Origin of the sequence: Arthrobacter sp. FW306-06-A, from assembly GCF_021870055.1 — a bacterium.
Taxonomy (GTDB): domain Bacteria; phylum Actinomycetota; class Actinomycetes; order Actinomycetales; family Micrococcaceae; genus Arthrobacter.
On the sequence record NZ_CP084552.1, the window covers coordinates 4,360,843 to 4,384,071 of the forward strand.

20 protein-coding genes and 1 pseudogene are annotated in these 23,229 nt (G+C 66.1%); 9 read left to right on the forward strand and 12 right to left on the reverse strand.

The annotated features are described in order from the left end of the window. Positions 1-143: 143 nt before the first annotated feature. The 3 genes from ptsP to LFT49_RS20375 are packed head-to-tail and all read left to right on the forward strand — an operon-like array spanning position 144 to position 3,134. On the forward strand, positions 144-1,829 hold the full coding sequence (gene ptsP / locus LFT49_RS20365; protein WP_236800245.1) for a phosphoenolpyruvate--protein phosphotransferase: 1,686 nt from the start codon (positions 144-146) through the stop codon (positions 1,827-1,829). Between the two features lie 52 nt (positions 1,830-1,881). Further along, a complete protein-coding gene (locus LFT49_RS20370) occupies positions 1,882-2,304 on the forward strand; it encodes a helix-turn-helix domain-containing protein (RefSeq protein ID WP_236800246.1) in 423 nt (140 codons plus the stop codon). Between the two features lie 11 nt (positions 2,305-2,315). Continuing rightward, positions 2,316-3,134 (forward strand): alpha/beta fold hydrolase, encoded by an 819-nt coding sequence (locus LFT49_RS20375; RefSeq protein ID WP_236800247.1) that lies wholly within the window; start codon positions 2,316-2,318, stop codon positions 3,132-3,134. Here the strand turns inward: LFT49_RS20375 and LFT49_RS20380 are convergent. Next, positions 3,097-4,462: pseudogene (locus LFT49_RS20380) on the reverse strand (PucR family transcriptional regulator). The gene LFT49_RS20375 and the pseudogene LFT49_RS20380 sit on opposite strands and share 38 nt — an antisense overlap. 89 nt (positions 4,463-4,551) lie before the next feature. Between LFT49_RS20380 and ald the strand changes: the two are divergent. Then, a complete protein-coding gene (gene ald, locus LFT49_RS20385; protein WP_236800248.1) occupies positions 4,552-5,670 on the forward strand; it encodes an alanine dehydrogenase in 1,119 nt (372 codons plus the stop codon). 51 nt (positions 5,671-5,721) lie between these two features. Here ald and LFT49_RS20390 read toward each other — a convergent pair whose 3' ends face one another. From LFT49_RS20390 to LFT49_RS20415, 6 genes are all read right to left on the reverse strand, one after another. Further along, positions 5,722-6,804 carry a Gfo/Idh/MocA family protein gene (locus LFT49_RS20390; RefSeq protein ID WP_237429237.1) on the reverse strand — a complete coding sequence of 361 codons (1,083 nt, stop codon included), beginning with the start codon at positions 6,802-6,804 and terminating at the stop codon, positions 5,722-5,724. Positions 6,805-6,913: 109 nt separating this feature from the next. Continuing rightward, positions 6,914-8,617, reverse strand: coding sequence for an ABC transporter family substrate-binding protein (locus LFT49_RS20395; RefSeq protein ID WP_236820809.1), 1,704 nt, complete (start codon positions 8,615-8,617; stop codon positions 6,914-6,916). 49 nt (positions 8,618-8,666) lie between these two features. Beyond that, on the reverse strand, positions 8,667-10,865 hold the full coding sequence (locus LFT49_RS20400; protein WP_237429238.1) for an ABC transporter ATP-binding protein: 2,199 nt from the start codon (positions 10,863-10,865) through the stop codon (positions 8,667-8,669). Continuing rightward, a complete protein-coding gene (locus LFT49_RS20405; protein ID WP_236800252.1) occupies positions 10,862-11,851 on the reverse strand; it encodes an ABC transporter permease in 990 nt (329 codons plus the stop codon). The genes LFT49_RS20400 and LFT49_RS20405 overlap by 4 nt, the downstream gene beginning before the upstream one ends. A gap of 2 nt (positions 11,852-11,853) precedes the next feature. Then, positions 11,854-12,837 carry an ABC transporter permease gene (locus tag LFT49_RS20410; RefSeq protein WP_237429239.1) on the reverse strand — a complete coding sequence of 328 codons (984 nt, stop codon included), beginning with the start codon at positions 12,835-12,837 and terminating at the stop codon, positions 11,854-11,856. A gap of 266 nt (positions 12,838-13,103) precedes the next feature. Continuing rightward, positions 13,104-13,715, reverse strand: a complete 612-nt coding sequence (locus LFT49_RS20415) for a TetR/AcrR family transcriptional regulator (protein ID WP_237429240.1) — start codon at positions 13,713-13,715, stop codon at positions 13,104-13,106. Between the two features lie 123 nt (positions 13,716-13,838). Here LFT49_RS20415 and LFT49_RS20420 point away from each other — a divergent pair, with 123 nt between their 5' ends. The 5 genes from LFT49_RS20420 to LFT49_RS20440 all read left to right on the forward strand — a co-directional run bounded on the left by LFT49_RS20420 (position 13,839) and on the right by LFT49_RS20440 (position 17,584). Next, positions 13,839-14,396, forward strand: a complete 558-nt coding sequence (locus LFT49_RS20420; RefSeq protein WP_236820812.1) for an NAD(P)H-dependent oxidoreductase — start codon at positions 13,839-13,841, stop codon at positions 14,394-14,396. 221 nt (positions 14,397-14,617) lie between these two features. Next, entirely contained in the window at positions 14,618-15,220 is a 603-nt protein-coding gene (locus LFT49_RS20425) for a GerMN domain-containing protein (protein WP_237429241.1), read from the forward strand. A gap of 88 nt (positions 15,221-15,308) precedes the next feature. Then, complete coding sequence (locus tag LFT49_RS20430; RefSeq protein WP_237429242.1) at positions 15,309-16,601, forward strand: aminotransferase-like domain-containing protein; 1,293 nt, start codon at positions 15,309-15,311, stop codon at positions 16,599-16,601. Positions 16,602-16,645: 44 nt separating this feature from the next. Continuing rightward, positions 16,646-17,074, forward strand: a complete 429-nt coding sequence (locus LFT49_RS20435; protein ID WP_236800258.1) for a universal stress protein — start codon at positions 16,646-16,648, stop codon at positions 17,072-17,074. A 174-nt stretch (positions 17,075-17,248) separates the two neighbouring features. Further along, positions 17,249-17,584, forward strand: a complete 336-nt coding sequence (locus tag LFT49_RS20440) for a hypothetical protein (protein ID WP_237429243.1) — start codon at positions 17,249-17,251, stop codon at positions 17,582-17,584. A 31-nt stretch (positions 17,585-17,615) separates the two neighbouring features. On the opposite strand, the gene LFT49_RS20445 is transcribed toward LFT49_RS20440, so the two are convergent. The 5 genes from LFT49_RS20445 to LFT49_RS20465 form a co-directional block, all read right to left on the reverse strand. Beyond that, positions 17,616-18,233 (reverse strand): phosphatase PAP2 family protein, encoded by a 618-nt coding sequence (locus LFT49_RS20445; protein ID WP_237429244.1) that lies wholly within the window; start codon positions 18,231-18,233, stop codon positions 17,616-17,618. Between the two features lie 3 nt (positions 18,234-18,236). Then, positions 18,237-19,721 carry a dihydrolipoamide acetyltransferase family protein gene (locus LFT49_RS20450; protein WP_236800261.1) on the reverse strand — a complete coding sequence of 495 codons (1,485 nt, stop codon included), beginning with the start codon at positions 19,719-19,721 and terminating at the stop codon, positions 18,237-18,239. 7 nt (positions 19,722-19,728) lie between these two features. Next, positions 19,729-20,709, reverse strand: a complete 981-nt coding sequence (locus LFT49_RS20455) for an alpha-ketoacid dehydrogenase subunit beta (RefSeq protein ID WP_236800262.1) — start codon at positions 20,707-20,709, stop codon at positions 19,729-19,731. After that, positions 20,709-21,938 carry a pyruvate dehydrogenase (acetyl-transferring) E1 component subunit alpha gene (pdhA, locus tag LFT49_RS20460; RefSeq protein ID WP_236800263.1) on the reverse strand — a complete coding sequence of 410 codons (1,230 nt, stop codon included), beginning with the start codon at positions 21,936-21,938 and terminating at the stop codon, positions 20,709-20,711. The genes LFT49_RS20455 and pdhA overlap by 1 nt, the downstream gene beginning before the upstream one ends. A 149-nt stretch (positions 21,939-22,087) precedes the next feature. Continuing rightward, on the reverse strand, positions 22,088-23,206 hold the full coding sequence (locus LFT49_RS20465; protein ID WP_237429245.1) for a histidinol-phosphate transaminase: 1,119 nt from the start codon (positions 23,204-23,206) through the stop codon (positions 22,088-22,090). Positions 23,207-23,229: the final 23 nt, after the last annotated feature.

Here is a 23,229-nt window from a genome sequence, read left to right on the forward strand (position 1 = left end):
ATAGCGTTGCTATATGAACTGAATCACATACAATTTTTTCAGGCACGTTTCCTGCCCCTGGACGTAGCAGTCCTCCGGCCGGACCCGGCATGGCGCCGGAGCACTTGGCGGGCCTGTCTACCGGCAGAGAATGAGGACCTTCAGTGCAGAACTTCCCAGGAGTAGGCGTCAGCCCAGGCCGCGTCATCGGCACGATCCGGCAGATGCCCAAGCCGATCAGCGAGCCTCCCGCCGGTGAACAGCTGGCCCCTGACACCACTGCCGAAGAAGCCACCGCAGCGTTGAAGGCTGCAGCCCAGGCCGTGCACGACGAACTGAAGGACCGTGCCGCCCACGCCACCGGCGACGGCAAGGCCGTCCTGGAAGCAACTGCCCTGATGGCCAAGGACACCATGCTGATCAAGGGCGCGGCCAAGCTGGTGGCCCGGGGTGTTTCTGCCGAACGCGCCATCTGGGAATCCGGCTCCTCGGTGTCCGAAATGCTGCACAACCTGGGCGGTTACATGGCCGAACGCGCCACCGATGTCCTCGATGTGCGCGCCCGGATCGTCGCCGAGCTGCGGGGCGTAGCCGCACCCGGCATCCCCGCCTCCAACGCCCCCTTCGTCCTGGTGGCAGAAGACCTGGCCCCCGCGGACACCGCAACCCTGGACCCCAACAAGGTCCTGGCCCTCGTCACCGCCGGCGGCGGCCCCCAGTCCCACACCGCCATCATCGCCCGCTCCCTCGGCCTGCCCGCCGTGGTGGCCGCCGTCGGTGTTGACGAACTGCCCGACGGCACCGAGGTCTACGTGGACGGCGCTGCCGGCCTCATCACCGTCGAGCCGGACGATTCCCTGCGCGCAACGGCGGAAGCCTGGGCTGCCACGGCATCGCTGCTCGCGGAATTCACCGGCACGGGCGCGACGGCGGACGGCCACGAAGTGCCGCTGCTGGCCAACGTGGGCGGCGGCAAGGACGCCGAGGCGGCCGCAAAGCTGGGAGCCCAGGGCGTGGGGCTCTTCCGCACCGAGTTCTGCTTCCTGGAACGGGACACCGAACCCAGCGTCGAGGAACAGGCCGCAGCCTACAAGAGCGTCTTCGACGCCTTCCCCGGCAAGAAGGTGGTCCTGCGGACGCTGGATGCCGGCGCCGACAAGCCGCTGCCCTTCCTGACCGATTCCACCGAACCCAACCCGGCCCTGGGTGTCCGCGGCTACCGCACTGATTTCACCACCCCCGGTGTCCTTGACCGGCAGCTGGAAGCCATCGCCCTGGCCGAGCAGCAGTCCCAGGCCGACGTCTGGGTCATGGCACCCATGATCTCCACGGCGGAAGAAGCCGCCCGCTTCGCCTCCATGTGCGCTGACGCCGGCATCAAGACCCCGGGCGTGATGGTGGAGGTTCCGTCCGCGGCCCTCACCGCCGAATCCATCCTCCGCGAAGTCGGCTTCGCGAGCTTGGGAACCAACGACCTCACGCAGTACGCCATGGCCGCCGACCGCCAGCTCGGCCCGCTGGCCAACCTGAACACCCCGTGGCAGCCCGCGGTCCTGCGCCTCGTTGGGCTGACCGTCGAAGGCTCCCGCGCGGAAGGCCACAACAAGCCCGTGGGCGTCTGTGGTGAGGCTGCCGCCGATCCCGCCCTCGCCGTCGTCCTTACCGGCCTTGGCGTCAGCACCCTGTCCATGACCGCCCGCTCGCTGGCCGCAGTGGCAGCGGTCCTGAAGACGGTCACCCTGTCCGAGGCGCAGGAACTGGCCAAGCTGGCCCTGTCCGCACCGAGCGCCACCGAGGCACGGGCATGGGTCCGGGAGAAGCTGCCGGTCCTGGAGGAGCTGGGGCTCTGACGCCCCCCGCCCGCCTCCGGTACGCCGGCTGCGGCCGGGATAGGCTACATGCATGGCACTGATAGCCCCCCGCGTCACGGCCGGCCTGCCCGCCGGCGATGCGCGCAGCCTTGCGCGCGCCCTTGAGGACAGCAATGACATCACCGTGTTCGTTGACGGCACTGTCCACCGCCTGCCCGGACAGGCGCGGGACGCCGTCGTGGACCTCCTCGCCAGGCTGGGCCGTGGCGAGACGGTGACCGTGAGCAGCGTGGAGGACATGTTGACCACCTCGCAGGCAGCCGAACTGGCGGGGATCTCGCACACCTACCTACGCAACATGACTGACCGCGGCGAGATCCCGGTGGAGTACCGCGGCTCGCACCGCCGCATCCGGACGGCCGACATCATGGCTTGGCTCGAAAAGCAGAAGCTTGCGGAACAGAAGCGCAAGCAGGAAAAGAACGCCGGGGACAACGCCGGCGCGGGCGAGTAGTGCGGACGCGGATGGCTTGGCCGCGGGCCAGGAAAGACATTGCGCTGCAGTCAGCCGACGTGGAAGCGAACGGCTTTCAGGGGCGCATCCTCTGGTCAGACGGAACTCCTGCACCGGGACTGGAGGCTGCGGCCGGTGCGGCAGCACCGGCCTATATCCTCATCCACGGCATCGGTGTTTCGCACCGCTACCTGCGGCGCCTGCATGGCCAACTTGCCGCCGTCGCGCCCACCTATTCGCTGGACCTTCCGGGATTCGCCGCAACGCCCAAGCCCGGCAGGCAGCTGTCCGTGGCGGACTATGGCGCCTTCATCGCGCAGGTGCTGAAGGCCAGCGGCATCAGCTCGTACATCCTGGTGGGGCATTCGATGGGCGTGCAGTTCGCCATCGAGGCCGCCCTCTACGCGCCAGGCCAGGCGCAACGGGTGGTGCTGATGGGCCCGGTGGTGGACTCGCGGCACCGCAGCCTGCGGCGGCAGGGCTTGGCCCTGTTCCTTGATGCGCTCCTCCGCGAGAGCGCCTCCTCCAACTGGCTCGTCGTTTCGGACTACTTCCGCTGCGGCCCGCGCTGGTACTTGACTGAGTTGCCCGTGATGATGTCCTATCCAACCGAGCTGCGGCTCGCGGGGATCAACGTGCCGGTCCTGGTCCTGCGGGGCAGCCACGACCAGGTGGCAGGCGGCGATTGGTCGCTCCGGCTCTCTCGCGTGGTGCAGCAGGGCAGTTTCGTCGAGATAGCGCGAGCGGGGCACGTAGTCCAGCACCTGCGCCCCCGGCTGGTGGCCGACGCCATCAAATCCTGGGCCGCGCGGCCCACCGGCGCATCTTGAGCGCGGCGTGCAGTTCCAGGCGGGGAAGCCCCTTCAGGGGGTCCACGCCCAGCAGTTGGCGGATCCGGCCCAGCCGGTTGTAGATGCTGCTCCGGTGCAGGTGGAGCTTGCCGGCCACGTCCTGGACCGATCCGTCGTTGTCATAGAGCAGTTCCAGCACGGGGATGAGCTCGCCGTTGCGGTCGTGGTCCTCAAGCATTCGGAAGTACACCGATCCGGAGTCCGCCCAGGCCCCCACTCCTCCCCCGGCCGAAGCCAGGAGCTGGTACACGCCGGTGGACCTGCAATCCACCAGCTCGCCCAGCTGCGGATCCACCGCCGCGGCTTGGGCCGCCACGCGGGACTGCCGGTATGCCTCGGCGAGCTGCCTGGTCTTGGCGAAGCCCTCGCTGATGCCCAGGATGATCCGGTGGACCGGACGGCCAGAGCGCTTTGCCAGCTCCAGCTGGTAGTGGACCAGGACCTGCGCATGGTTGGCGCGGCCGGTCGATTCCCGGAACAGCACCACCGAATGGGTCTCCGTGCCGGCACTGAAGAGGGCGGCATCCATGCCCACCGTTGCCTGCAGCGCCGTGGAGCGGTGGATCAGTGTGGACGCGATGGGGTCCGGGCCGCTGGCCCACCCGTCGGCATCAAGTACCGTGACCATCTGCCACGGCCCCCGGCCCTGGACTTCCTTCCATCCCGCCACCGCCGCCACCGCGTTGGGTTCTCCGGAACAGGCCAGCAGGAACTCACGCTCCCGACTCCGCCGGAATTCGGATTCGGCAGTATTGGAGTCGAGCAGGAGGCCGGAAAGCAGCTCCAGCTCATGGTTGACGGCCGGCAGCTGGGTGAGGATCGCCGTCGGGCTTTCCTCCGCCGAGTCCTGCTGCACCCAGAGATACCCCACCCGGAAACCCCGGACCATCAGCGGGACGCAGACCCGTCCCAGCATGCCCAGGTCCGGGTTGGCAGGCACGACGACGGGCCGGACGGCAGTGGCGATCCCATGCGAGAGCTGCCACGCGCTCACATCCGCCGGGACCTTCTTGCTCAGCAGGAAATTCACGCGGACCCGGTCGGCGTGGGACTGGTTGGAGCTGTAGGCGAGCAGCAGGCCGTCCAGGTCCTCCAGGGACAGGCCGCGGCCCAGTTTCTGTGCCACCTGTTCCACGAGCTGTTCCACACCCTGCTGCTGCATGGGCCAACAGTACTGCCTTCAAAGCGCCCGGGACGAACGGACAGGAGGCGACACCTGACGCTTCAGGACTCGACAGATGTCGAGCTGAAGCGGCGAAAAACCGCAGAAATCCGCGGTTTTGAAGTCTGCGCCACCCACCCGTCATGTCGGCTGGCTCACAGCGGGATTTATCGTTGAAACACCAAAATCCTTCCGCATTTCCCGGCCCACCGGCCCCAAAAACTGGAGCAGACGATGATCATCGGCGTCCCCAAAGAGATCAAGAACAACGAATTCCGGGTGGCCATCACCGCCGCCGGCGTCCACGAGTTCCTCACCCACGGACACACCGTCCTGGTGGAGCGTGGGGCGGGCCTGGGCTCGGGCATCACCGACGAGGAATATTCAATTGCCGGCGCCGAGATCGTCAACGAAGCCGATGACGTTTGGGCCCGCGCGGACATGGTGATGAAGGTCAAGGAACCCATCAAGTCCGAGTACCACCGCTTCCGCAAGGGCCTGATCCTCTTCACGTACCTGCACCTGGCCGCCGAACCGGAGCTGACCAAGGAGCTCATCAACTCCGGCGTCACCGCCATCGCCTACGAAACCGTCCAGGAGGGCCGGACCCTCCCGCTGCTGGCCCCGATGTCCGAGGTTGCCGGCCGCCTCTCCGTCCAGGTGGGTGCCACCTCACTGATGGCTCCGGCCGGCGGCAAGGGCGTCCTGCTCGGCGGCGTGCCCGGCGTCCGCCCCGCCAAGGTGGTTGTCCTGGGCGCCGGCGTGGCCGGCACCAATGCCGCAGCCATGGCCCTGGGCCTCGGCGCCGACGTCACCATCCTGGACATCAACATCAACCGCCTCCGTGAACTGGACGCCCAGTACCAGGGCCGGCTGAAGACCGTGGCCTCCAACAAGTACGAAATCGAAAAGTCCGTGGTGGATGCGGACCTGGTGATCGGTTCAGTCCTGATTCCCGGCGCCAAGGCCCCCAAGCTCGTCACCAACGACCTCGTGGCCCGCATGAAGCCCGGTTCGGTCCTGGTGGACATCGCCGTGGACCAGGGTGGCTGCTTCGAGGACACGCACCCCACCACGCACCAGGAACCGACGTACAAAGTGCACGAGACCATCTTCTACTGCGTGGCCAACATGCCCGGCGCCGTGCCCAACACCTCCACCTACGCGCTGACCAACGTCACCCTGCGGTACGCCGTGGCACTGGCCAACCTTGGCGTCAAGGCCGCCTTCGACCGCGATCCGGCCCTCGCCGCCGGCCTCAACATCGCCGCCGGCCACGTGGCACACCACTCCGTGTCCGAGGCCCACGGCCTGCCCCTCGTCGCCGACTGGCACGAGCTCGTTTCGGCCTAGTCCCTCCATCGATTGCTCCGTACTTGTCCTTTTGAACCCTCAAAACGACACCTACGGAGCAATCGATTGGCTTTTAACCAGTTCGCGGGCACTCTCGATAATCTTTAGGACCTCAACGGCGTCCTCTGGGTTCACCGGGAGGGGCAGGGGAGACTCTGCTCCGCCGTCGAGGATCTTGTTCGCCAGCAGGCGGTAGAACTCCGGGTAGTTTCCGCGCTCGGTGGGAAGCCGGTCCAGGTGGCCGTCGCGGCCCAGGAGTCCGGCCCACTCGGGTGCCTCGACGCCGTACTCCGCGTCCAGGGGGCTCCCGCCGGCGGCGATGTACGGTTCCTGCGGGTCCACCCCATGCTTGGTGAAGCCGCCAATCGACCCCAGCACCCGGAAGCGCGGCCCCTGCTGCGCGCACAGCATGTTCATTGTCAGGTGGCTGACCACTCCGGAATTATGCTGCAGGGCCAGGAAGACGTCGTCCTCCGCCCGTTCGTCGGAACGCCGCGCCGTCAGCTCAGCATGCAGCACGGTGGCCGGACCAAAGAACTGCAGCGCCTGGTCGATCAGGTGGCTGCCGAGATCGAAGAGCGTTCCTCCCCCGTCGGCTGCGGTGGCCCTTGCTTTCCAGGCTTTGGCGATGGTGGGCGACCAGCGCTCAAACCGCGACTCGAACCTGGTCACCGTACCCAGGGCCTGGGCGGCCAACAGCTTTTGCAGGGTGAGGAAGTCCCCGTCCCACCTGCGGTTGTGGAACACCGTCAGGACGCGGCCCCGCTGCCGGGCCAGGTCAACCAGTTCCTGTCCCTGCCCGCTGGTGACGGCGAATGGCTTGTCCACCACCACGTCCAGGCCCGCCTCCAGCGCAGCCTTGGCCAGGGGGTGATGGGTCAGTGGCGGCGTCGCCAGCACCACAAGGTCAAGGTCCGCTGCCCGCTCAAGGACGGCGGCCCCGTCGCGCACCACCTTCACCCCCGGGAGCCCGGATGAGGCAGCCGACTGCCGCCCGGCGTCGGATGTTGCGATGACGTCAAGCGAGTAGCTGGCGTTGGTGGCCAACAGCGGCGCGTGGAACACGCTGCCGGCGAGTCCATAGCCGACAACGGCGGTGCGGATGGTGCGGGGTTCGCCTTCGGTACCGGTCATGGAAACTACGCTACCGCCGCTGCCGAAGGCACAAAGAAGAAAGCCGGCACCCCTGGTGCCCAGGGATGCCGGCTTCTACGTCAGGTGGCTAAGGCCGCCGAAGTGGTGGTTACTTCTTCTCCCAGCCGATGGTGGTCCAGTCCGGAACCTGGGAGAGGCTGCGGAACAGGGACGGCCCGTAGTTGGCCAGACCCGTGCGGACGAAGGAGATCTGCGGGCCGTTGAAGACCACGCCCATGGAGTAGTACTTGGCCATGTGTTCCTTCTCCACATCCATGGCTGCCTTGTTGCGGGCGGCGTTGTCCTCGATGGACGCGAGGTCGGCGATCTTCTTATCCAGCTCGGCGTCGCCCAGCTTGTTCTCATTGGTCTTGGAGTCGTAGTACTGCTTGACGGCTTCCGTGGCATCCGCACCGACGGTGTAGCCGGAGATGCTCAGGTCGAATTCGCGGCTGCCCAGGACTTTGCCGAAGTCGGCGGAGGCGCGCTGGTCAATGCCCACGTCCATGCCACCTGCCTGGAGCTGCTTCTGCAGGGTTTGGGCCACAGCCAAGGTGGTGGGATCGTCACCGAAGTTGCTGATCTTGAAGGCGGCGGGCTTGCCGTCCTTCTCCATGACGCCGTTGGCGTTCGCCTTGTAGCCGGCGTCAGTGAGCACCTTCTTCGCAGCGTCCGCGCCGGTTTCCTTGACCGGGTAGTTGTCCTGGTAGTAGTCGGAGAACGGCAGCAGCATCATGGAGCCGGAGCTCGGCTCTTCCCAGTTGAGGCCGTTGAAACGGACCTTGCGCAGCGCTTCGCGGTCTACGGCGGCGAAGATCGCCTTGCGGACGTTGACATCGGTGATGCGCTGGGCGTTCAGGTTCAGGCCGCCGGCGAACAGCCGCTGGCCGCGGCGGATATCGGTGTTCTTGGTGCCGTCCAGCTGCTTGTAGAGGGAGATGGTGTTGGCGTTCATGGCATCAATCTCGCCGTTCTTGAACGCGGCGATCTGCGCGCTGGTTTCCAGCTGGCGGAACACCACGTTCTGCAGAACCGGCTTCTGGCCCCACCACTTGTCGTTCGGCACAAGGCTTACCGTCTTGGCGGCGGTGTCGTACTGGTCCACCTTGAAGGGACCGGCCATCCACTCGGGGTGCATGTTGCCGTTGAAGCCTTCATTGAAAATCTCAGGAGTGTTGACGGCGGGATGGATCAAACCCGTAAAGAGCGAGTCGAGCGGGTAGACCGGCTGCTTCGTCTTGACGATGACTTCCTTGTCACTGCTGCCCGCCTCCACGGACTCAACGAATTCATAATTGCCGGAGCTGACGATGTCGTAGCCGGCGTCCGGGCTCTTGAGGATGTTCCAGGTGTTCTTGAAGGCCTTGACGTCAATGGGCGTGCCGTCGTTGTAGGTGGCCTTGGGGTTCACCTTGATGGTGATGGTCTGCTTGCCGTCCTTGACTTCGCTGTCCACCGACTCGCAGAAGTCCTTGTTGGGCGTGACTTTGCCATCGAAGGCGATGTCCCAGCAGCCCCACGTACCGGCCCCATCGATAGGACGGTGGAGCGCAGTGTTGTCTGCGCTGTTGCCGTTGTTGGAGAACCCGTTGAAGTCGGGGCCGATGTTACCCAGCGGCAGGGTGACTTTGCCGCCCTGCTGAAGGTCCGCTGCCGGCTTCTCGTTGATGCTGATCAGTTTGGACAGGTCGCTGCCCGATTCCTGCCCCTTCGCGGTTTCGGGGCCGCCGGCACCGCCACCGCCGCCGCAGGCCGTCAGCGCCAGGGCCGCAGCAACTGCTGCAGCTCCGCCGATCCTGTTCAGTTTCCTCATGGTTTTCCCTTCATAGGTGCGAGTGGTGGAGCGTGTGGGTCGAGAAGTCTCAGGGTGCATGGTGGTCCGCGGGTTCGTGGACCACCAACATGTCCTCATCCAGTTCCCCGTCCGGGAAGAAGCAGGCGAACCGCTGGTCCGTGGCGGATGCCGCAGCTTCCAGTGGTGGTTCGAGGGTGAGGCACTTTTCCTGCTTGGCCGGCGGCAGCGCCGCGAAGACAGGACAACGGGTGGCGAAGTTGCAGCCCTTGGGTGCCTGCAGCGGCGAGGGCAGGTCACCCTGGAGGATGATGCGTTCGCGGGTGCGTTCCAACTGCGGGTCCGGCACGGGGATGGCGGAGAGCAGCGCCCGGGTATAGGGGTGGCGGGGGTTGTCGAACACCCGGTCCACGGCCCCGATCTCCACGATCTTGCCGAGGTACATGACGGCCACGCGGTTAGAGATGTGGCGCACTACGGAAAGGTCGTGCGCCACCAGCAGGTAACTCAGGCCCAGTTCGGCGCGCAGGTGGTCCAGGAGGTTGATGACGCCGGCTTGGACGGACACGTCCAGGGCCGACACCGGCTCGTCCAGGACCACCAGCTTGGGGTTGACGGCCAACGCGCGGGCGATCCCGATCCGCTGCCGCTGGCCGCCGGAGAACTGGTTGGGGAAGCGGTTGACGTGGTCCGGTTGCAGACCCACGAGCTTCATCAGCTCCATGATCCGTTTCCTGATGGCGGCGCGGTCCATGCCCGCGTTCTGCAGCGGCTCGGCAAGGACCTCGTAGACCGTGAACCGCGGATCCAGGGCACCGGTGGGGTCCTGGAACACCATCTGGAGTTCGCGGCGCATCTTGCCCTTGGTCTTAGCGTCCGCCGCCTGCTTGTTGCTCAGGCCGCCAATCACCACCTCGCCGTCCTGGTCCGGGTGGAACTCCATGATCTCCAGCAGCGTGGTGGTCTTTCCAGACCCCGATTCGCCCACGATGGAGAAGCACTCGCCTTCACGGATATCGAAGCTCAGGCCATCCACCGCCTTGACAGTGCCGATCCTGCGCTTGATCAGGGCGCCCCTGGTCAGCGGAAAGTGCTTCTTCACGTCCTTGAGTTGCAGCACGGTGGTCCGCTCTGCCCGGGGAATTGCGTCGAAGCGGGACACCGGCACGGGCGGGGCCGCGAACACATCGTGGACGTCCACATCCCCGCCCAGGGCGTCGGACTTGATGCAGGCGGCACGGTGCAGTCCCTGGCCGTCGACGGATTCCAGGGCGGGCTCGCCCTCCAGGCAGGCGTCGGAGGCCAGCGGGCAGCGGGGTGCGAACGAACAACCGGTAGGCGGCTGCAGGAGGTTCGGCGGCATGCCCGCGATGGGAACCAGCGAAGTCTTCTCAGCCATGTCTACGCGCGGGACGGCGCCGAGCAGGCCCAGGGTGTAGGGCATCCGGGGGTTGTAGTAGATATCGTCCACGGCGCCGGTCTCCACGGGCTTGCCCGCATACATGACCATGATGTCGTCCGCCATCCCGGCCACCACGCCCAGGTCGTGCGTGATCATGACGACGGCGGCTCCGGTCTCCTCCTGTGCTGTGTGCAGCACTTCGAGGACCTGCGCCTGGATGGTGACGTCCAGGGCCGTGGTGGGCTCGTCGGCGATCAGGACACGCGGGTTGTTGGCGATGGCGATGGCGATCATCACGCGCTGGCGCATGCCGCCGGAGAACTCGTGCGGGAAGGCTTTCAGCCGTTCCTTGGGGCTGGGAATGCCCACCATGGCCAGGAGTTCGACGGCGCGCGCCTCCTTGGCTTTGTTGCTCATGGTGGGGTGGTGGATGGTGAGCGCTTCGATGATCTGGGTGCCGACCGTGAAGACCGGCGTGAGGGAGGACAGCGGGTCCTGGAACACCATCGCCAGGTCGTTGCCGCGGTACTGGCACATGTCCTTGTCGCTGAGTCCCAGCAGTTCACGGCCCTTGAGCCGGACGGACCCGGAAACCTCTGCTGTTGGCGGGAGGAGTCCCATGATGGCCAGGGAGGTGACGGATTTGCCGGAGCCCGATTCACCCACGATCCCGAGTGTCTTTCCCGGCATCAGGTCAAAGTCGACGCCCCGGACCGCGTGGACCACGCCGTTCTCGGAATTGAAACGGACGTTGAGGTCGCGGACCGACAGGACCGCGTCCGTCGGGGCATGTAGCCCTGCCACGTGCAGGCGCTCGACGTCGGACCGTGCTGGCTGGGTGGCTCCGGTGGTGGTTTCGCTGCTCATGCCGTCTTCTTTTCCGCCGTGATTTTCCGGGCCCTGGCCTTCTTGGCCTTGCCGGTGGAACTGGAGCTGGGGTCAAAGGCGTCACGCAGGCCGTCGTTCATCATGGCCAGGGATCCGGTCAGCAGGAACATGACGGCGAGCGGAACCCAGAACATCCATGGGAAGGTCTGCACCTGCGAGGTTGCGGCGCCGATCAACACGCCGAGGCTCACATCCGGGACCTTGATGCCGATGCCGATGAAGGAGAAGGCCACCTCGGCAAGGATTGCGGCGGTGACGCCGCGGGTGATGTCCAGGATCAGCAGCGAACCGATGTTCGGCACCAGGTGCCGCCAGACGATCCGGCGCGGCGGGACGCCCATGTACTGGGCCGCCTTGACGAAGTCCCGCTGCATCAGCGACATGGACATGGAACGGATCAGGCGTGCGGTGCCCATCCAGCTGAACACCAGCAGGACGATGATGAGCAGCAGCCACGACGGCAGCTCGCGCTTAAGGCCTGCGCCTCCGCCGCTGGTGGCCACTGCCACCACCAGGAGCGCCGGCATCATGATCAGCGCTTCCAGGACGAACAGCATGACCTTGTCCACCTTGCCGCCGAAGTAGGCCATGGTGCAGCCGTAGACCGCGGCGATCAGGACCGAGACAAGTCCCACCACCAGGCCGATCAGGATGGAAATCCTGGTGCCCTCGACGGTCATGGCGTAGAGGTCGATGCCCGCCTGGGACGTGCCGAGGTAGTGGTCGGCTGACGGCGGCATCCCGATGCTGAAGGGGTCGATGGTCTCCTTGTCCCACTGGGTGAAGAACCCGCCGATGAACGAGAAAACCGTCAGGGCCAGGAAGATGGCCAGCCCCGCAACGGCCGTCTTGTTGCGCAGGAACCGGCGGAAGATGATGGTGTTTTTGCCGATGACGACATCGGCATTGTCCAGGTGCGCGTCCTGCGCCACGGCTGCCGGGTCGACGGCGTTGAGGTTGGTCATGGCTACTGCACCCGCACTCTCGGGTCGACAAGCGTGGTGGCGAAGTCCGCCAGGATGGCGCCAATGGCGAAGATCACGGAGCCGTAGGCCAGGGTGGCCGTGGCGGCGTTGACGTCCTGCAGCGAAATCGCATCAATGCTCCAGGAACCGACGCCGGGCCAGGCGAAGATTTTTTCGGCGAAGAAACCGCCGGCGAAGATGGCCGGGATGGTGAAGGCGATGCTTTGGGCCACCGGGATGAAGGAGACGCGCAGTGCATGCCGGGCGATGGCCTGGTTCCGGCTCAGGCCCTTAGCCCGGGCGGTCCTGACGAAGTCGGCGTTGACGTTGTCCAGCAGGTATTGCCGCTGCGCGATCTGGTAGGCGCCCCAGCCCACCAGGGTGATGGCCACCGTGGGCACAACATAATGGGCCAGCAGGTCAAGGAACTGGGGCCAGCCGGGCTCGACACCTGGAGTTGAGATGCCCGTGACAAAGAAGATGCGGTTCCCCGCTGATTCGTTGATGCTGATGGCGGCCAACTGCACAAGGAAGTAGGCGATGGGCGCGGGCACGATGTAGGCAAGGTAGCTGTAGGACGTGATGGCGCGGTCCTGGAACTTGTACTGCCGGGCCGCCGAATAGACGCCCAAGGCAACACCGATGACCAGGGTCAAAATGATCGACGCCAGGAAGAGCCGGGTGGAGATCCAGACGCGGTCCCCGAACTCGGCGTTGATGTAGGCACCGTTGGGGCTCCGGCCCCAGTCCCAGCGGGTGACGATGCCGGTCAGCCAGTCAACGTAGCGCTCCCATGGGCTGAGGTCCGGGTCCAGTCCCTTCAACCGCATGGAGTTGGCGACCTGTTCCGGGGTTGGCCGGGGGATCCGCTCCTGCTCGAGGAGTGCCGGCTTGAGTGAACTGACAGCCAGGAAATAACCGGCGGACGTGGTGAGGAAGATCATCACCACATAGGTGATGCCGCGCTTGGCGAGGTACTTGAGCATGTGCGCTGCTGGATCCTTCCGTCTTCCCCGGACAAGCACGGATTGTGCCGCCTCACCGGGTCCTGCACCAGCGGGTAGCTGGCTTCCCGCAGCCCTGGGGCCGGTCCTGGTGGACTATGTCGCGGGTCACATTCCAGAGGAAACTATCACAAGCCCCAACCCAAAAAGCTCGGTAATCCACGGAAATCGGGCGCGCCGTATCAGATCGTTATGAATAGTTCTGTGAAGTTTGTATGACTGGACGGGCGGAACCTCCAGCACGTAACCTACGCGGCTGTTACAACACGTGTCACAAGATCGCGCCACGAGACGGCAAGACGGTCGCGTGTGACTCCATGGTCGCGGATGAGGTGCAGGAGCCGTTCGGGGTCCAGGGTTGCGGTAAGGGAGCCGGCCATCAACCACGGCTCCGGCGACTGCACTCCGGCTTCACGCAGCAGCATTTCCACGTGCTGGTTCCAGAGGGTGACGGCCGGCACCTCGAAGCGTCCCCGGGAGGCATGACCGGCCGCGAGGACCAGGTCCCCGAACTCCACCACGTAGGCAATCCGCTCGGTCCCGAAGGCAATGAGCCGCTCGAGGGGCGCAGCGCCCGGCCCCATGGGCGGCGGACCGAACAGGAAGCGGGCCTGGAAGGCGGCCTCGGAGTCATTCAACAGGGTCAGCATCAGTCCGGCCCTGCTCCCGAAGCGGCGGAAGACGGTGCCTTTGCCCACGCCTGCGTGCTCGGCCAGGCGGTCCATGGTGAGCGCGGCCGCTCCACCCTGCTCGATCAGTTCGCGGGCAGCCAGCAGGAGGCGCTCCCGGTTCCGGGCAGCATCGCTGCGCTCCGCGGCCGTAACCGGAGCCGTTTCCGGCCGCACTGGGATGGAACTCACAAAGACAGTGTAGCCAGAGGGAATAGAAGCGGACCGCGGTCCGTTTACTCTGTTGAAAGGCTCGAAGCCTGAAGTTCGACCGAAGGCGGCCTGCGGCCGCGCCCCCCCAAACCAGGAGTTTCCATGACCAAGAGCACCGTACTGACCCTTGTCGGCAGCCTCCGCGCCGGATCCACGAACCAGAAGCTGGCGGAAGCCATCCAGCTCAACGCACCGGAGCAGGTGGACGTGGTGATCCACGAAAGCCTGGGCAACATCCCGTTCTACAACGAGGACATCGACGTCGAAGGCCAGGTCCCGGCCGCGGCGGCAGCACTGCGTGCTGCAGCCGAAGAGGCTGACAGCGTCCTGCTGGTCACCCCCGAGTACAACGGCACCGTTCCCGCCACCCTGAAGAATGCCATCGACTGGCTGTCCCGCCCCTTCGGCGCCGGCGCCCTGGCAGGCAAGCCGACCGCCGTCGTCGGCACCGCTTTTGGCCAGTACGGCGGCGTGTGGGCCCAGGATGAGGCCCGCAAGGCCGCCGGCATCGCAGGCGCCAAGGTCCTGGAAGACGTCAAGCTTGCCGTCCCCGGCTCCATGGTGCGCTTCGCCGAGGTCCACCCCAAGGACGACGCCGAGGTAGTGGAGCAGATCAAGGGCATCTTCGACGCCCTGGCCGCATCCGCACCCGCAGCCTAGCCCGTCACGCACCCCGCAGTGTCCGGTACGCCCCGTGCGTCCCGGACACTGCCGCGTTTAAGGGCAGGCGCAGGCACCGTGACCAACTCTTGTCCCAACCGGTACCGTCCGGACATCCCCGGCGGGAAGACCGGCCGTAGCGTTAATCCACTGGAACTACCGGATCGGATTGCGGCCCCATGGCAGGAAAAAGACGCTGGGACAGCTGTGGGCGTGCCGCCATGGCTGCCGCAGGATGCCTGGCCCTGCTGCTCACCGCTTGCAGCGCCCCGCTCCCCCGCCCGGAGGGGCAATCCCCCGCTCCAGCGGGAAGCACCGGACCAAGTGCCGCCCCACTGGCCTTCCTTCCCGCCACAATTGCCGGCACTGAATCCGGACGCGGGGCGCCCGCGGCCTCGCCCGCCCCTGGCAGTGGCACCGAGGCTACGGCCCCGCCGGTAAGGGCCTACTTCGTGCTGATGGACGACGGCGGCAGGCACGGCGTCCGCTTTGGCTGCAACGACAGCCTGGTTGGCGCTGCCCTGGCCGGCGGCGCGGGAGACGACAGGCTTAAGGCAGCTGTCAACGCCATCCTGGGCGGTGGACAGCAGCCGGAAAATCTGTACAACGCGCTGGGCGGCTCCCGGCTAAGGTTCCTGTCCGGCAGCTTCGACGGCACCACTGTCACGGTCTACCTGGCAGGAACCCTCAACCCGGGCGGGACCTGCGACCTTCCCCGCATTGAGGCCCAGCTGACCCAGACGGCACTTGAAGCCGTCGGCGCCGTCAAAGCCGCCATCTACATCAACGGCGAGACCTTGGCGGACTACCTGAAGTTGAAGTAGCGCGCCCCCCGGTGCCGAACCTCGCGCCGGTAAAACAGGGATAAACAGCTGTTGCTTTCGAAGCAACAGCGGGCTGTATCCTGACTCTGTGAGCCACGAGACACTTGACGCTGCGGCCGGCACGCTTCCGGCAGAGGCCATTGACGCCATCGAACGCGCCGCCACCTCGGCGCACCGGCATGAGGAACTCTTCTCCGAGCGTGCGGCAAACATCCGCCAGTCGGCCGTGCGCGACGTCTTCGACATCTCCATGCGGCCGGGCCTGGTGTCCCTGGCCGGTGGAAGCCCCTACCTGCGGTCGCTTCCGCTTGACCGCCTTGCAGCGACGGCCGCGAAGATCATCGCCGAGGACGGCCTCACCGCCCTGCAGTACGGCGCCGGGCAGGGAACCGCTGAACTGCGGGCCCAGATCTGCGAGGTCATGGCCACCGAAGGCATCCTCGATGCCAAACCGGAGAACGTGGTGATCACCGCCGGCTCCCAGTCCGCACAGGACGTGGCCACCAAGCTTTTCTGCAATCCCGGCGACGTGGTGCTGGTGGAGGACCCCACCTACGTGGGCGCGTTGAACACTTTTGAGGCGTACCAGGTCCAGGTGGAGACAGTGGAAATGGACCAGTACGGCCTGGTTCCGGAACTGCTGGAGGCCCGCATCGCAGCCCTGCAGCTGGCCGGGAGGAGCATCAAGTTCCTGTACACCATCCCCAACTTCAACAACCCCTCCGGCATCACCCTGGCCAAGGAACGCCGGCAGCAGGTGGTGGATATATGTCGCCGTGCCAATATCCTGGTGCTGGAGGACAACCCCTATGGCCTGCTCCGTTTCGAGGGGGAATCCCTGGCTCCCCTCCGGGCCGCCAACCCGGACGACGTGATCTACCTGGGCTCCTTTTCCAAGATCTTCGCTCCCGGCCTCCGCATCGGCTGGGCCCTGGTACCGGAGCACCTGCAGCGCCGCTATTACCTTGCCGCGGAGTCCGTGACGCTCTGCCCGCCTGCCCTGAACCAGATGCTGGTCTCGGCCTATCTGCGCGGGTACGACTGGAAGGGGCAGATCGAGACCTACCGGGGGCTTTACGCCGAAAGGTGCCGGGCCATGCTGGCCGCCCTCAAGGAATTCATGCCGGCCGGAACATCCTGGACCAGTCCGCAGGGCGGCTTCTTCGTCTGGGTGACTTTGCCCGAAGGCGTCGATACCTACCCTCTGTTGCACAAGGCGATCGACGCCGGGGTGGTGTTTATCCCGGGAGCCGCCTTCACGCCGTCGGACGAGCCGTCCAACAAACTGAGGCTCGCCTTCAGCGCCGTGCCTCCCGACGCGATCGCCGAAGGAGTGCGCCGCCTGGCGCCGGTGCTGCAGGAAGCCATCGCCGCGCTGTAGCGTAAGCCACACGAAAGCCGTAAACCGAGCAAAGGAGCATGCATATGGGTGGAATCATCGTTGTAGGGGTTGACGGCAGTGAGACCGCAAAGAAGGCGGCCGAGTCGGCCAAGGGCCTGGCAGCAGCCATGGGCGCTTCGCTGCACGTCGTATCCGCCTTCGACAGCGACCGGACCGAGGTTTTCGGCAGCGGCAGCGACCGGTGGATCGTCTCCGATGCGGACGCTGCAGAGCAGGTGGCGCGCACTGTGGCGGAATCGCTGGGCCGCGACATCACCGTGACGTACTCGGCAGCACGCGGACGGCCCGCCGACGCCTTGATCAAGGAAGCGGTCCGAATGGACGCACAGATCATCGTGGTGGGAAACCGGCGCATGCACGGCATCGGCCGGGTACTTGGCAGCGTGGCCAACAGCGTGGCCCACAACGCACCGTGCGACGTCTACATCGCCAACACCTACGACGCCGACTAGGCCCTCCAGCCCCCGGGAGTAACCCCGGACACTCCCCGTGGTGGCGGACATCGCTGCGGGGGGTGTCCGTTCTCACCGCCACATCACCGTTTCAGCTGGTGGCGCAACGATAAAATTGTAGGGCCCCCAAAGGCGTGGACACTGACGATTCCACCCCCAGCGAAGGGCTCCTCCTTGATTACTCTGCAGCGCCGCCAGCTCGTTGGCCACGACATCCTCCTGGCCCGCCACGGCAACCACATCAGCTCCATGCGGGTGGACCGCGGCAACGACAGGGTAGTTGCGCTGCTGGACGACGGCAGCCTGGACAGCGCGCCCAACCTCATCGCTCCCGGGCTTCAGCTTCCGCAGACCGTCCGCAGTGTCCTGCGCGAGGACTGGAAGCTGCTAAGCGCCTGGGCCGGCATGGCCGCCCTGATGGGCGTCCTCATGACCGGCGCTGCGGTCGCCCTGGGAGCCACTGCCGATCCGGCGGTCATTGACGCCCTGACTGCCTACAACGCGTACTAAAGCCCCGGCGCTGCGCGTGCTCCCCGGGGCTTCATCCCACCAGCCAGCCCCGCAACAGCCACCAGATTCCGGCCATCACCACGCCGCCGAAGAGCGAACCGGCCACCACCTGCGCCGGCGTGTGCGCCCTTAGGACCACCCTTGACCAGCTGACCGCCGGGACCAGGAGCAGCAGCGGCGCCCACGCCGGGCCCAGCATCAGCACGGATACGACGGCGGCACAGGACATCGCCGCGGCGTGGCCGCTCATTTTCCAAAACGGGCTGACCGCTGCCAGGACGGCGACTCCGCCCACCACCGCAAGGACCATGGCCACCACACTCGGCGGCGCGTCCACGGCGTTGAGCACCAGCAAGCCGACAGCGATGCAGGCCAGTGCCATCAGGAGCACGGGCGCACGCTGCTTCCGGTCGCTGACGTGGTGGTCCGTCACCTTCCCCATTCGGACCAGGACAAGCAGCACCACCAGCGGAAGCACGCACACAAAGAGCGCCGCCAGTGCGCCGTACCCGATGGACCCGGGAAACCCAGCCTCCGCCAGCGGGCTGATCAGCAGCTGGAGGGAAACCACCACCGGTGGCTGGAAAACCTCAGTCAGCCATCTGGCGGTCCGGTTCTTGACCCGGATTGACCCGCCACTTACCGTCACCTGCTAGTCCAGGAGGAGCGCGGGCTCTTCCAGGATGGCCGCGACGTCGGCCATGAAGCGGGCGGACAGATCACCATCCACCACGCGATGGTCGAAGGACCCTCCAAGCGTGGTGATCCAGCGGGGAATCACCTCTCCGTCCAGGACCCAGGGCTTCTGCTTGATGGTCCCGAAGGCCACGATGGCCACCTCGCCCGGGTTGATGATGGGCGTACCCGTATCGATGCCCAGGGCGCCGATGTTGGTGATGGTGAGCGTGCCGCCCTGCATTTCAGCTGGCTGCGTCTTCCCGGCCCTTGCGGTGGTGGCCAAGCTGTTCAGGGCCAGGGCGAGTTCCTTGAGCGACAGGTCCTGGGCGTTCTTGATGTTGGGCACCATGAGGCCGCGGGGCGTTGCTGCGGCGATGCCCAGGTTCATAAAGTGCTTGACCTGGATCTCGGCGGACCCGTCCTGGTTGTCCACCCAGGACGCGTTCACGCTGGGGTTGCGGGCTGCTGCCCAGATGACGGCCTTGGCCAGGATGAGCAGCGGCGACACCTTGACGCCCTCGAAGTCCCGGGAGGCCTTGAGCCGCTTGACGAACTCCATGGTGCGGCTGGCGTCAACGTCCACGAAGATGCTGACGTGTGGCGCCGCGAAGGCCGATTCCACCATCGCCTTCGCCGTGGCCTTGCGGACGCCCTTGACCTGGATCCGCTCCACCCGCTGGTCCTGCGGCTTTCCTGCCTTGCCCCAGAAGCCGTCCGCCTTGTCCAGTTCGGCGTCGCGCTGGGCCTGGTAGCTCACCAGGTCCTCCCGCGTCACCTCGCCCCGGGAGCCGGTGGCCACGACGTCCGCCAGGTCGATGCCCAGGTCACGGGCGATCTTGCGGACCGGGGGCTTGGCCAGGACCCGGTTGACCAGGCCGGTGATGGTGCCGCCCAGGGTTGGGCGGTTGTCGACGACGGCGGGTGCGCCGGCGGACACCTCAGCGGGGGTGCGCGGCTGCACAGGCTCAACCTCGGGTGCGTTGACCGTCACGGCAGCGGCTGGTGAGGTCTTGCGCGGGCGCCGTTTGACGGCGTCAGCCTTCGGGCCGGAACCTACCAGCGGACCGCCGGCCGGGGCACCGGCGCCAGTGCCGCCGTCGTCCGTCCCCTCCGGCGCCTCATCCTGGGGGAGCTTGCCGTAGAGCGGCTGCGCCGTTTGTTGCGGCTGTGCGGGTGCTTCGGGTGCGCGCACGTCCGCGGGGGTGGGGTCGCCGGCAACCTCGTCGCTGACGCTGATGATGGCAGTCCCGACGTCGACGGTCACCCCTTCCTGCACCAGCAGTTCGGTGACGGTCCCGGCAAACGGGGACGGCAGTTCCACGATGGACTTGGCGGTCTCGATCTCGCACAGGACGTCATTGATGGCCACGGCGTCGCCGGGCTTGACCTTCCAGGAGACGATTTCCGCTTCGGTGAGGCCCTCGCCGACGTCGGGCAGGTTGAACTTGTTCAGGGTCATGGTGTCCTCAGTAGGAGAGGGCGCGGTCCAGCGCCTCCAGGATGCGGTCGATGTCCGGAAGGTAGTCTTCCTCCACCTTGGCAACGGGGTACGGCATGTGGAATCCGCCCACACGGATCACCGGGGATTCGAGCGAGTGGAAGGCCCGTTCGCTGATGCGGGCGGCGATTTCGCCGCCGATTCCGCCGAACGTGGGTGCCTCGTGCGCCACGATCAGCCGGCCGGTCTTTTTCACGGACGCGGTGACGGTGTCGAAGTCGATCGGCGAAATGGAGCGCAGGTCAATGACCTCAACGCTGCGTCCGTCCTCTTCTGCTGCGTTGGCGGCGGCCAGGGCCACGGGAACCAGGGGGCCGTAGGCCACGACGGTGGCGTCGGTCCCTTCACGGAGCACATGTGCCTTGAACGGGTCTTCGGCGGGGCCCGGCGCCTGGACATCCACGTCCCCCTTGAGCCAGTAGCGGCGCTTGGGTTCGAAGATGATCACCGGGTCCTGGCACTGCACGGCCTGCTGGACCATCCAGTAGGCGTCATGCGGGTTGGAGGGGGTGATGATCCGCAGTCCCGCCGTGTGGGCGAACAGGGCCTCGGGGGACTCCGAGTGGTGCTCCACCGAGCCGATGCCACCGCCGTAGGGAATGCGGATGACCACCGGAACGGTGAGGCTGCCGTTGCTGCGGGCGTGCATCTTGGCCAGCTGCGTGGTGATCTGGTTGAAGCCGGGGAATACGAAGCCGTCGAACTGGATTTCGCAGACGGGGCTGTAGCCGCGCAGGGCCAGGCCGATGGCGGTGCCGATGATGCCGGACTCCGCCAGCGGGGTGTCCACCACGCGGTCCGGGCCGAACTCGCCGATCAGCCCGTCGGTGACCCGGTAGACGCCGCCCAGGGGGCCGATGTCCTCGCCCATGAGCAGCGATTTGGGGTTGGCGGCGAGGGTGGCGCGAAGGCCCTCGTTGATGGCCTTCGCGATGGTCATGGTGGTCATCAGTGGCCTGCCTTTGCTGCCTGCCCGGCGGATTCTTCCTCGCCGGCAAATCCTGCGCTGTATTCCTCGAACCACGCCAGTTCCTCCGCCACCAGCGGGTGTGCTTCGGCGTAGACGTTGGCGAAGGCCGTCCGGATGTCCGGGTTTTCAAGATCATGGGCGGTGCGTCGGACATACGCAGCCAGCTCGTCGCCGTCGGACTTCACCTTTGCGAAGTAGGCGTCGTCGGCCAGGCCTTCGGCGCGCAGGTACTTTTCGAGCCGGGCCAGCGGGTCCTTGGCGCGCCAGGCGTCCTCTTCGTCGGAGTGCCGGTACTTGGTGGGATCGTCCGCGGTGGTGTGCGCACCCACCCGGTAGGTGAAGGCCTCGATCAGGACCGGGCCCTTGCCCTGGCGTGCGTGCTCAAGCGCCCACTCGGTGACCGCGTGTACAGCGACCACGTCATTGCCGTCCACCCGGATGCCGGGAAAACCGTAGCCCTTGGCACGGTTGGAGAGCGGCACGCGGGTCTGGACGTTGGTGGGCACGGAGATGGCCCAGTGGTTGTTCTGGCAGAAGAACACCACGGGAGCCTTGTAGGAGGAGGCGAACACCATCGATTCGTGGACATCGCCCTCGGAGCTGGCACCGTCGCCGAAGTAAGCGATGACGGCCGCATCCGGCTGCCTTCCTGCACGGTCTGACGCCGCGAGCTTCTGGTCCCGCTGGATTCCCATGGCGTAGCCGACGGCATGCAGGGTCTGCGCGGCCAGGACCAGGGTGTACAGGTGGAAGTTGGTGTCCTTGGGATTCCAGCCACCGTTGGAAACCCCGCGGAACTGGCGCAGGAGTTCTGCCAGGTCCACGTTGCGGGTGAGCGCTACGCCGTGTTCCCGGTAGGTGGGAAAGATGTAGTCCTGCGGCTGGCTGGCCCTGCCCGAGCCGATCTGTGCTGCCTCCTGGCCGGTAAGCGGGACCCACAATGCCAGCTGCCCTTGGCGCTGGAGGGCGGTGGCTTCGACGTCGAACCTGCGGATGGCGGCCATGTCGGCGTAGAGGCCGCGGAGGTCCTCCGGGGTGAGTTTGTCCGCGTACTCACTGAAGACCGGATCGGCGCCCAGCTTTCCGTCGGGGCCCAGCAACTGCACCATCTGGGCAGGGGGCTCTCCCATGACGGCCTCAGCATCGGCCTCGCGCTGGTCGTCTACAGCTGTTCCGTCGAACTCGGTGGAAGGCAGATGAGTGCCCATACCGTCTCCTTGCCTGCCGCATCCGGATGCAATGCGATGTCGTGAGGATATATGCCTTACAAGGAATACATTCCTCTTACGGCATATACATTGGCTTACTGATCCTAACTTTATCTGCGGTAAGTAGCTGGAGGGCTACTTGTTAAGCGCTAGGAACTTGCTGGCGCCTTTGTATAGTCGGCACACAATTGGAGGAACCGGGAGTTTGCCTCGGGTTCCCCGATGCTGACCCTGACGCCTTCCCCGGCGAATGCCCGCACGGACAGGGCCCGGGTGCCCGCGAACTCCGCAAAGGCTGTGCTTTCAGCGCCAAGGGCAAGCCACACAAAGTTGCCCTGGGCATCGGGAACCGCCCATCCCAGCTCCCGGAGGCCGGCCAGGACCCGTGTCCGCTCGGCCACGAGCTTTTGTACCCTTTCCACAACCTGGGAGTAATTCTCCAGGGAAACAATTGCCGCTTTTTCGGCAATTTGGGACACGGCAAAGGGTGTGGCGGCGACCCGAAGGTACTGGGTCAGTTCCGGATGGGAGACGCTGTAGCCAACGCGAAGTCCGGCCAGGCCATGTGCCTTGGAGAACGTCCGGAGCACCACAACGTTGGGGTATTTGCGGTAAAGCGCGATCCCGTCCACTGCATCCTCCGCCCGGACGAACTCCTGGTAGGCCTCATCGATAACCACCACGACGTCGGCCGGGACGGACCGGATGAAGGCCTCCGTTTCAGCCGCGGTAAGGGCGGGGCCGGTGGGGTTGTTGGGCGTGCAGAGCAGGATCACCTTGGTGCGGGCACTCACGGCGGCCGCCATGGCTGCGAGGTCGTGCCGTCCGTCGGCTGTCACGGGGATCCTTACGCTCTCGGCGCCTGCCAGGCCCACGCTGATGGGGTACGCCTCAAAGGAGCGCCACGCGTAAATGACTTCGTCAGCCTTGCCGTCATCGTTCTGGCCGGCAAAGGCGGCCAGGATCTGGTTCAACGCGCCCAGGCTTCCAGCTCCGGTCACGATGTCCTCGGCAGGCACATCAAGGAACTCTTCGAGCGCGGCACGGAGCTTGCTGCTCAGGGGATCCGGGTAGCGGTTGACGTCCTTCTGGTTGGCGATGGCGTCCAGCACGGCCGGAATCGGCGGGAGCGGGTTTTCGTTGGAGGACAGCTTGTAGCTGGCCAGTCCGTTGACCGCGGCCGGCGGCTTTCCGGCGGCGTAGCGGGGCAGCCGGTCCAGCACCGGGCGCGGCGTGATTCCGCCCGCCCTGGTCTCAGATGAAGTCATGGCCCCTAGCCTACTTCGAGGCC

Coding starts and splice junctions, on each gene's coding strand:
- LFT49_RS20370 (WP_236800246.1), top strand. CDS start 1,882: ATGGCACTGATAGCCCCCCGCGTCACGGCCGGCCTGCCCGCCGGCGAT.
- LFT49_RS20375 (WP_236800247.1), top strand. CDS start 2,316: ATGGCTTGGCCGCGGGCCAGGAAAGACATTGCGCTGCAGTCAGCCGAC.
- ald (WP_236800248.1), top strand. CDS start 4,552: ATGATCATCGGCGTCCCCAAAGAGATCAAGAACAACGAATTCCGGGTG.
- LFT49_RS20390 (WP_237429237.1), bottom strand. CDS start 6,804: ATGACCGGTACCGAAGGCGAACCCCGCACCATCCGCACCGCCGTTGTC.
- LFT49_RS20395 (WP_236820809.1), bottom strand. CDS start 8,617: ATGAGGAAACTGAACAGGATCGGCGGAGCTGCAGCAGTTGCTGCGGCC.
- LFT49_RS20400 (WP_237429238.1), bottom strand. CDS start 10,865: ATGAGCAGCGAAACCACCACCGGAGCCACCCAGCCAGCACGGTCCGAC.
- LFT49_RS20405 (WP_236800252.1), bottom strand. CDS start 11,851: ATGACCAACCTCAACGCCGTCGACCCGGCAGCCGTGGCGCAGGACGCG.
- LFT49_RS20410 (WP_237429239.1), bottom strand. CDS start 12,837: ATGCTCAAGTACCTCGCCAAGCGCGGCATCACCTATGTGGTGATGATC.
- LFT49_RS20420 (WP_236820812.1), top strand. CDS start 13,839: ATGACCAAGAGCACCGTACTGACCCTTGTCGGCAGCCTCCGCGCCGGA.
- LFT49_RS20425 (WP_237429241.1), top strand. CDS start 14,618: ATGGCTGCCGCAGGATGCCTGGCCCTGCTGCTCACCGCTTGCAGCGCC.
- LFT49_RS20435 (WP_236800258.1), top strand. CDS start 16,646: ATGGGTGGAATCATCGTTGTAGGGGTTGACGGCAGTGAGACCGCAAAG.
- LFT49_RS20450 (WP_236800261.1), bottom strand. CDS start 19,721: ATGACCCTGAACAAGTTCAACCTGCCCGACGTCGGCGAGGGCCTCACC.
- LFT49_RS20455 (WP_236800262.1), bottom strand. CDS start 20,709: ATGACCACCATGACCATCGCGAAGGCCATCAACGAGGGCCTTCGCGCC.
- pdhA (WP_236800263.1), bottom strand. CDS start 21,938: ATGGGCACTCATCTGCCTTCCACCGAGTTCGACGGAACAGCTGTAGAC.
- LFT49_RS20465 (WP_237429245.1), bottom strand. CDS start 23,206: ATGACTTCATCTGAGACCAGGGCGGGCGGAATCACGCCGCGCCCGGTG.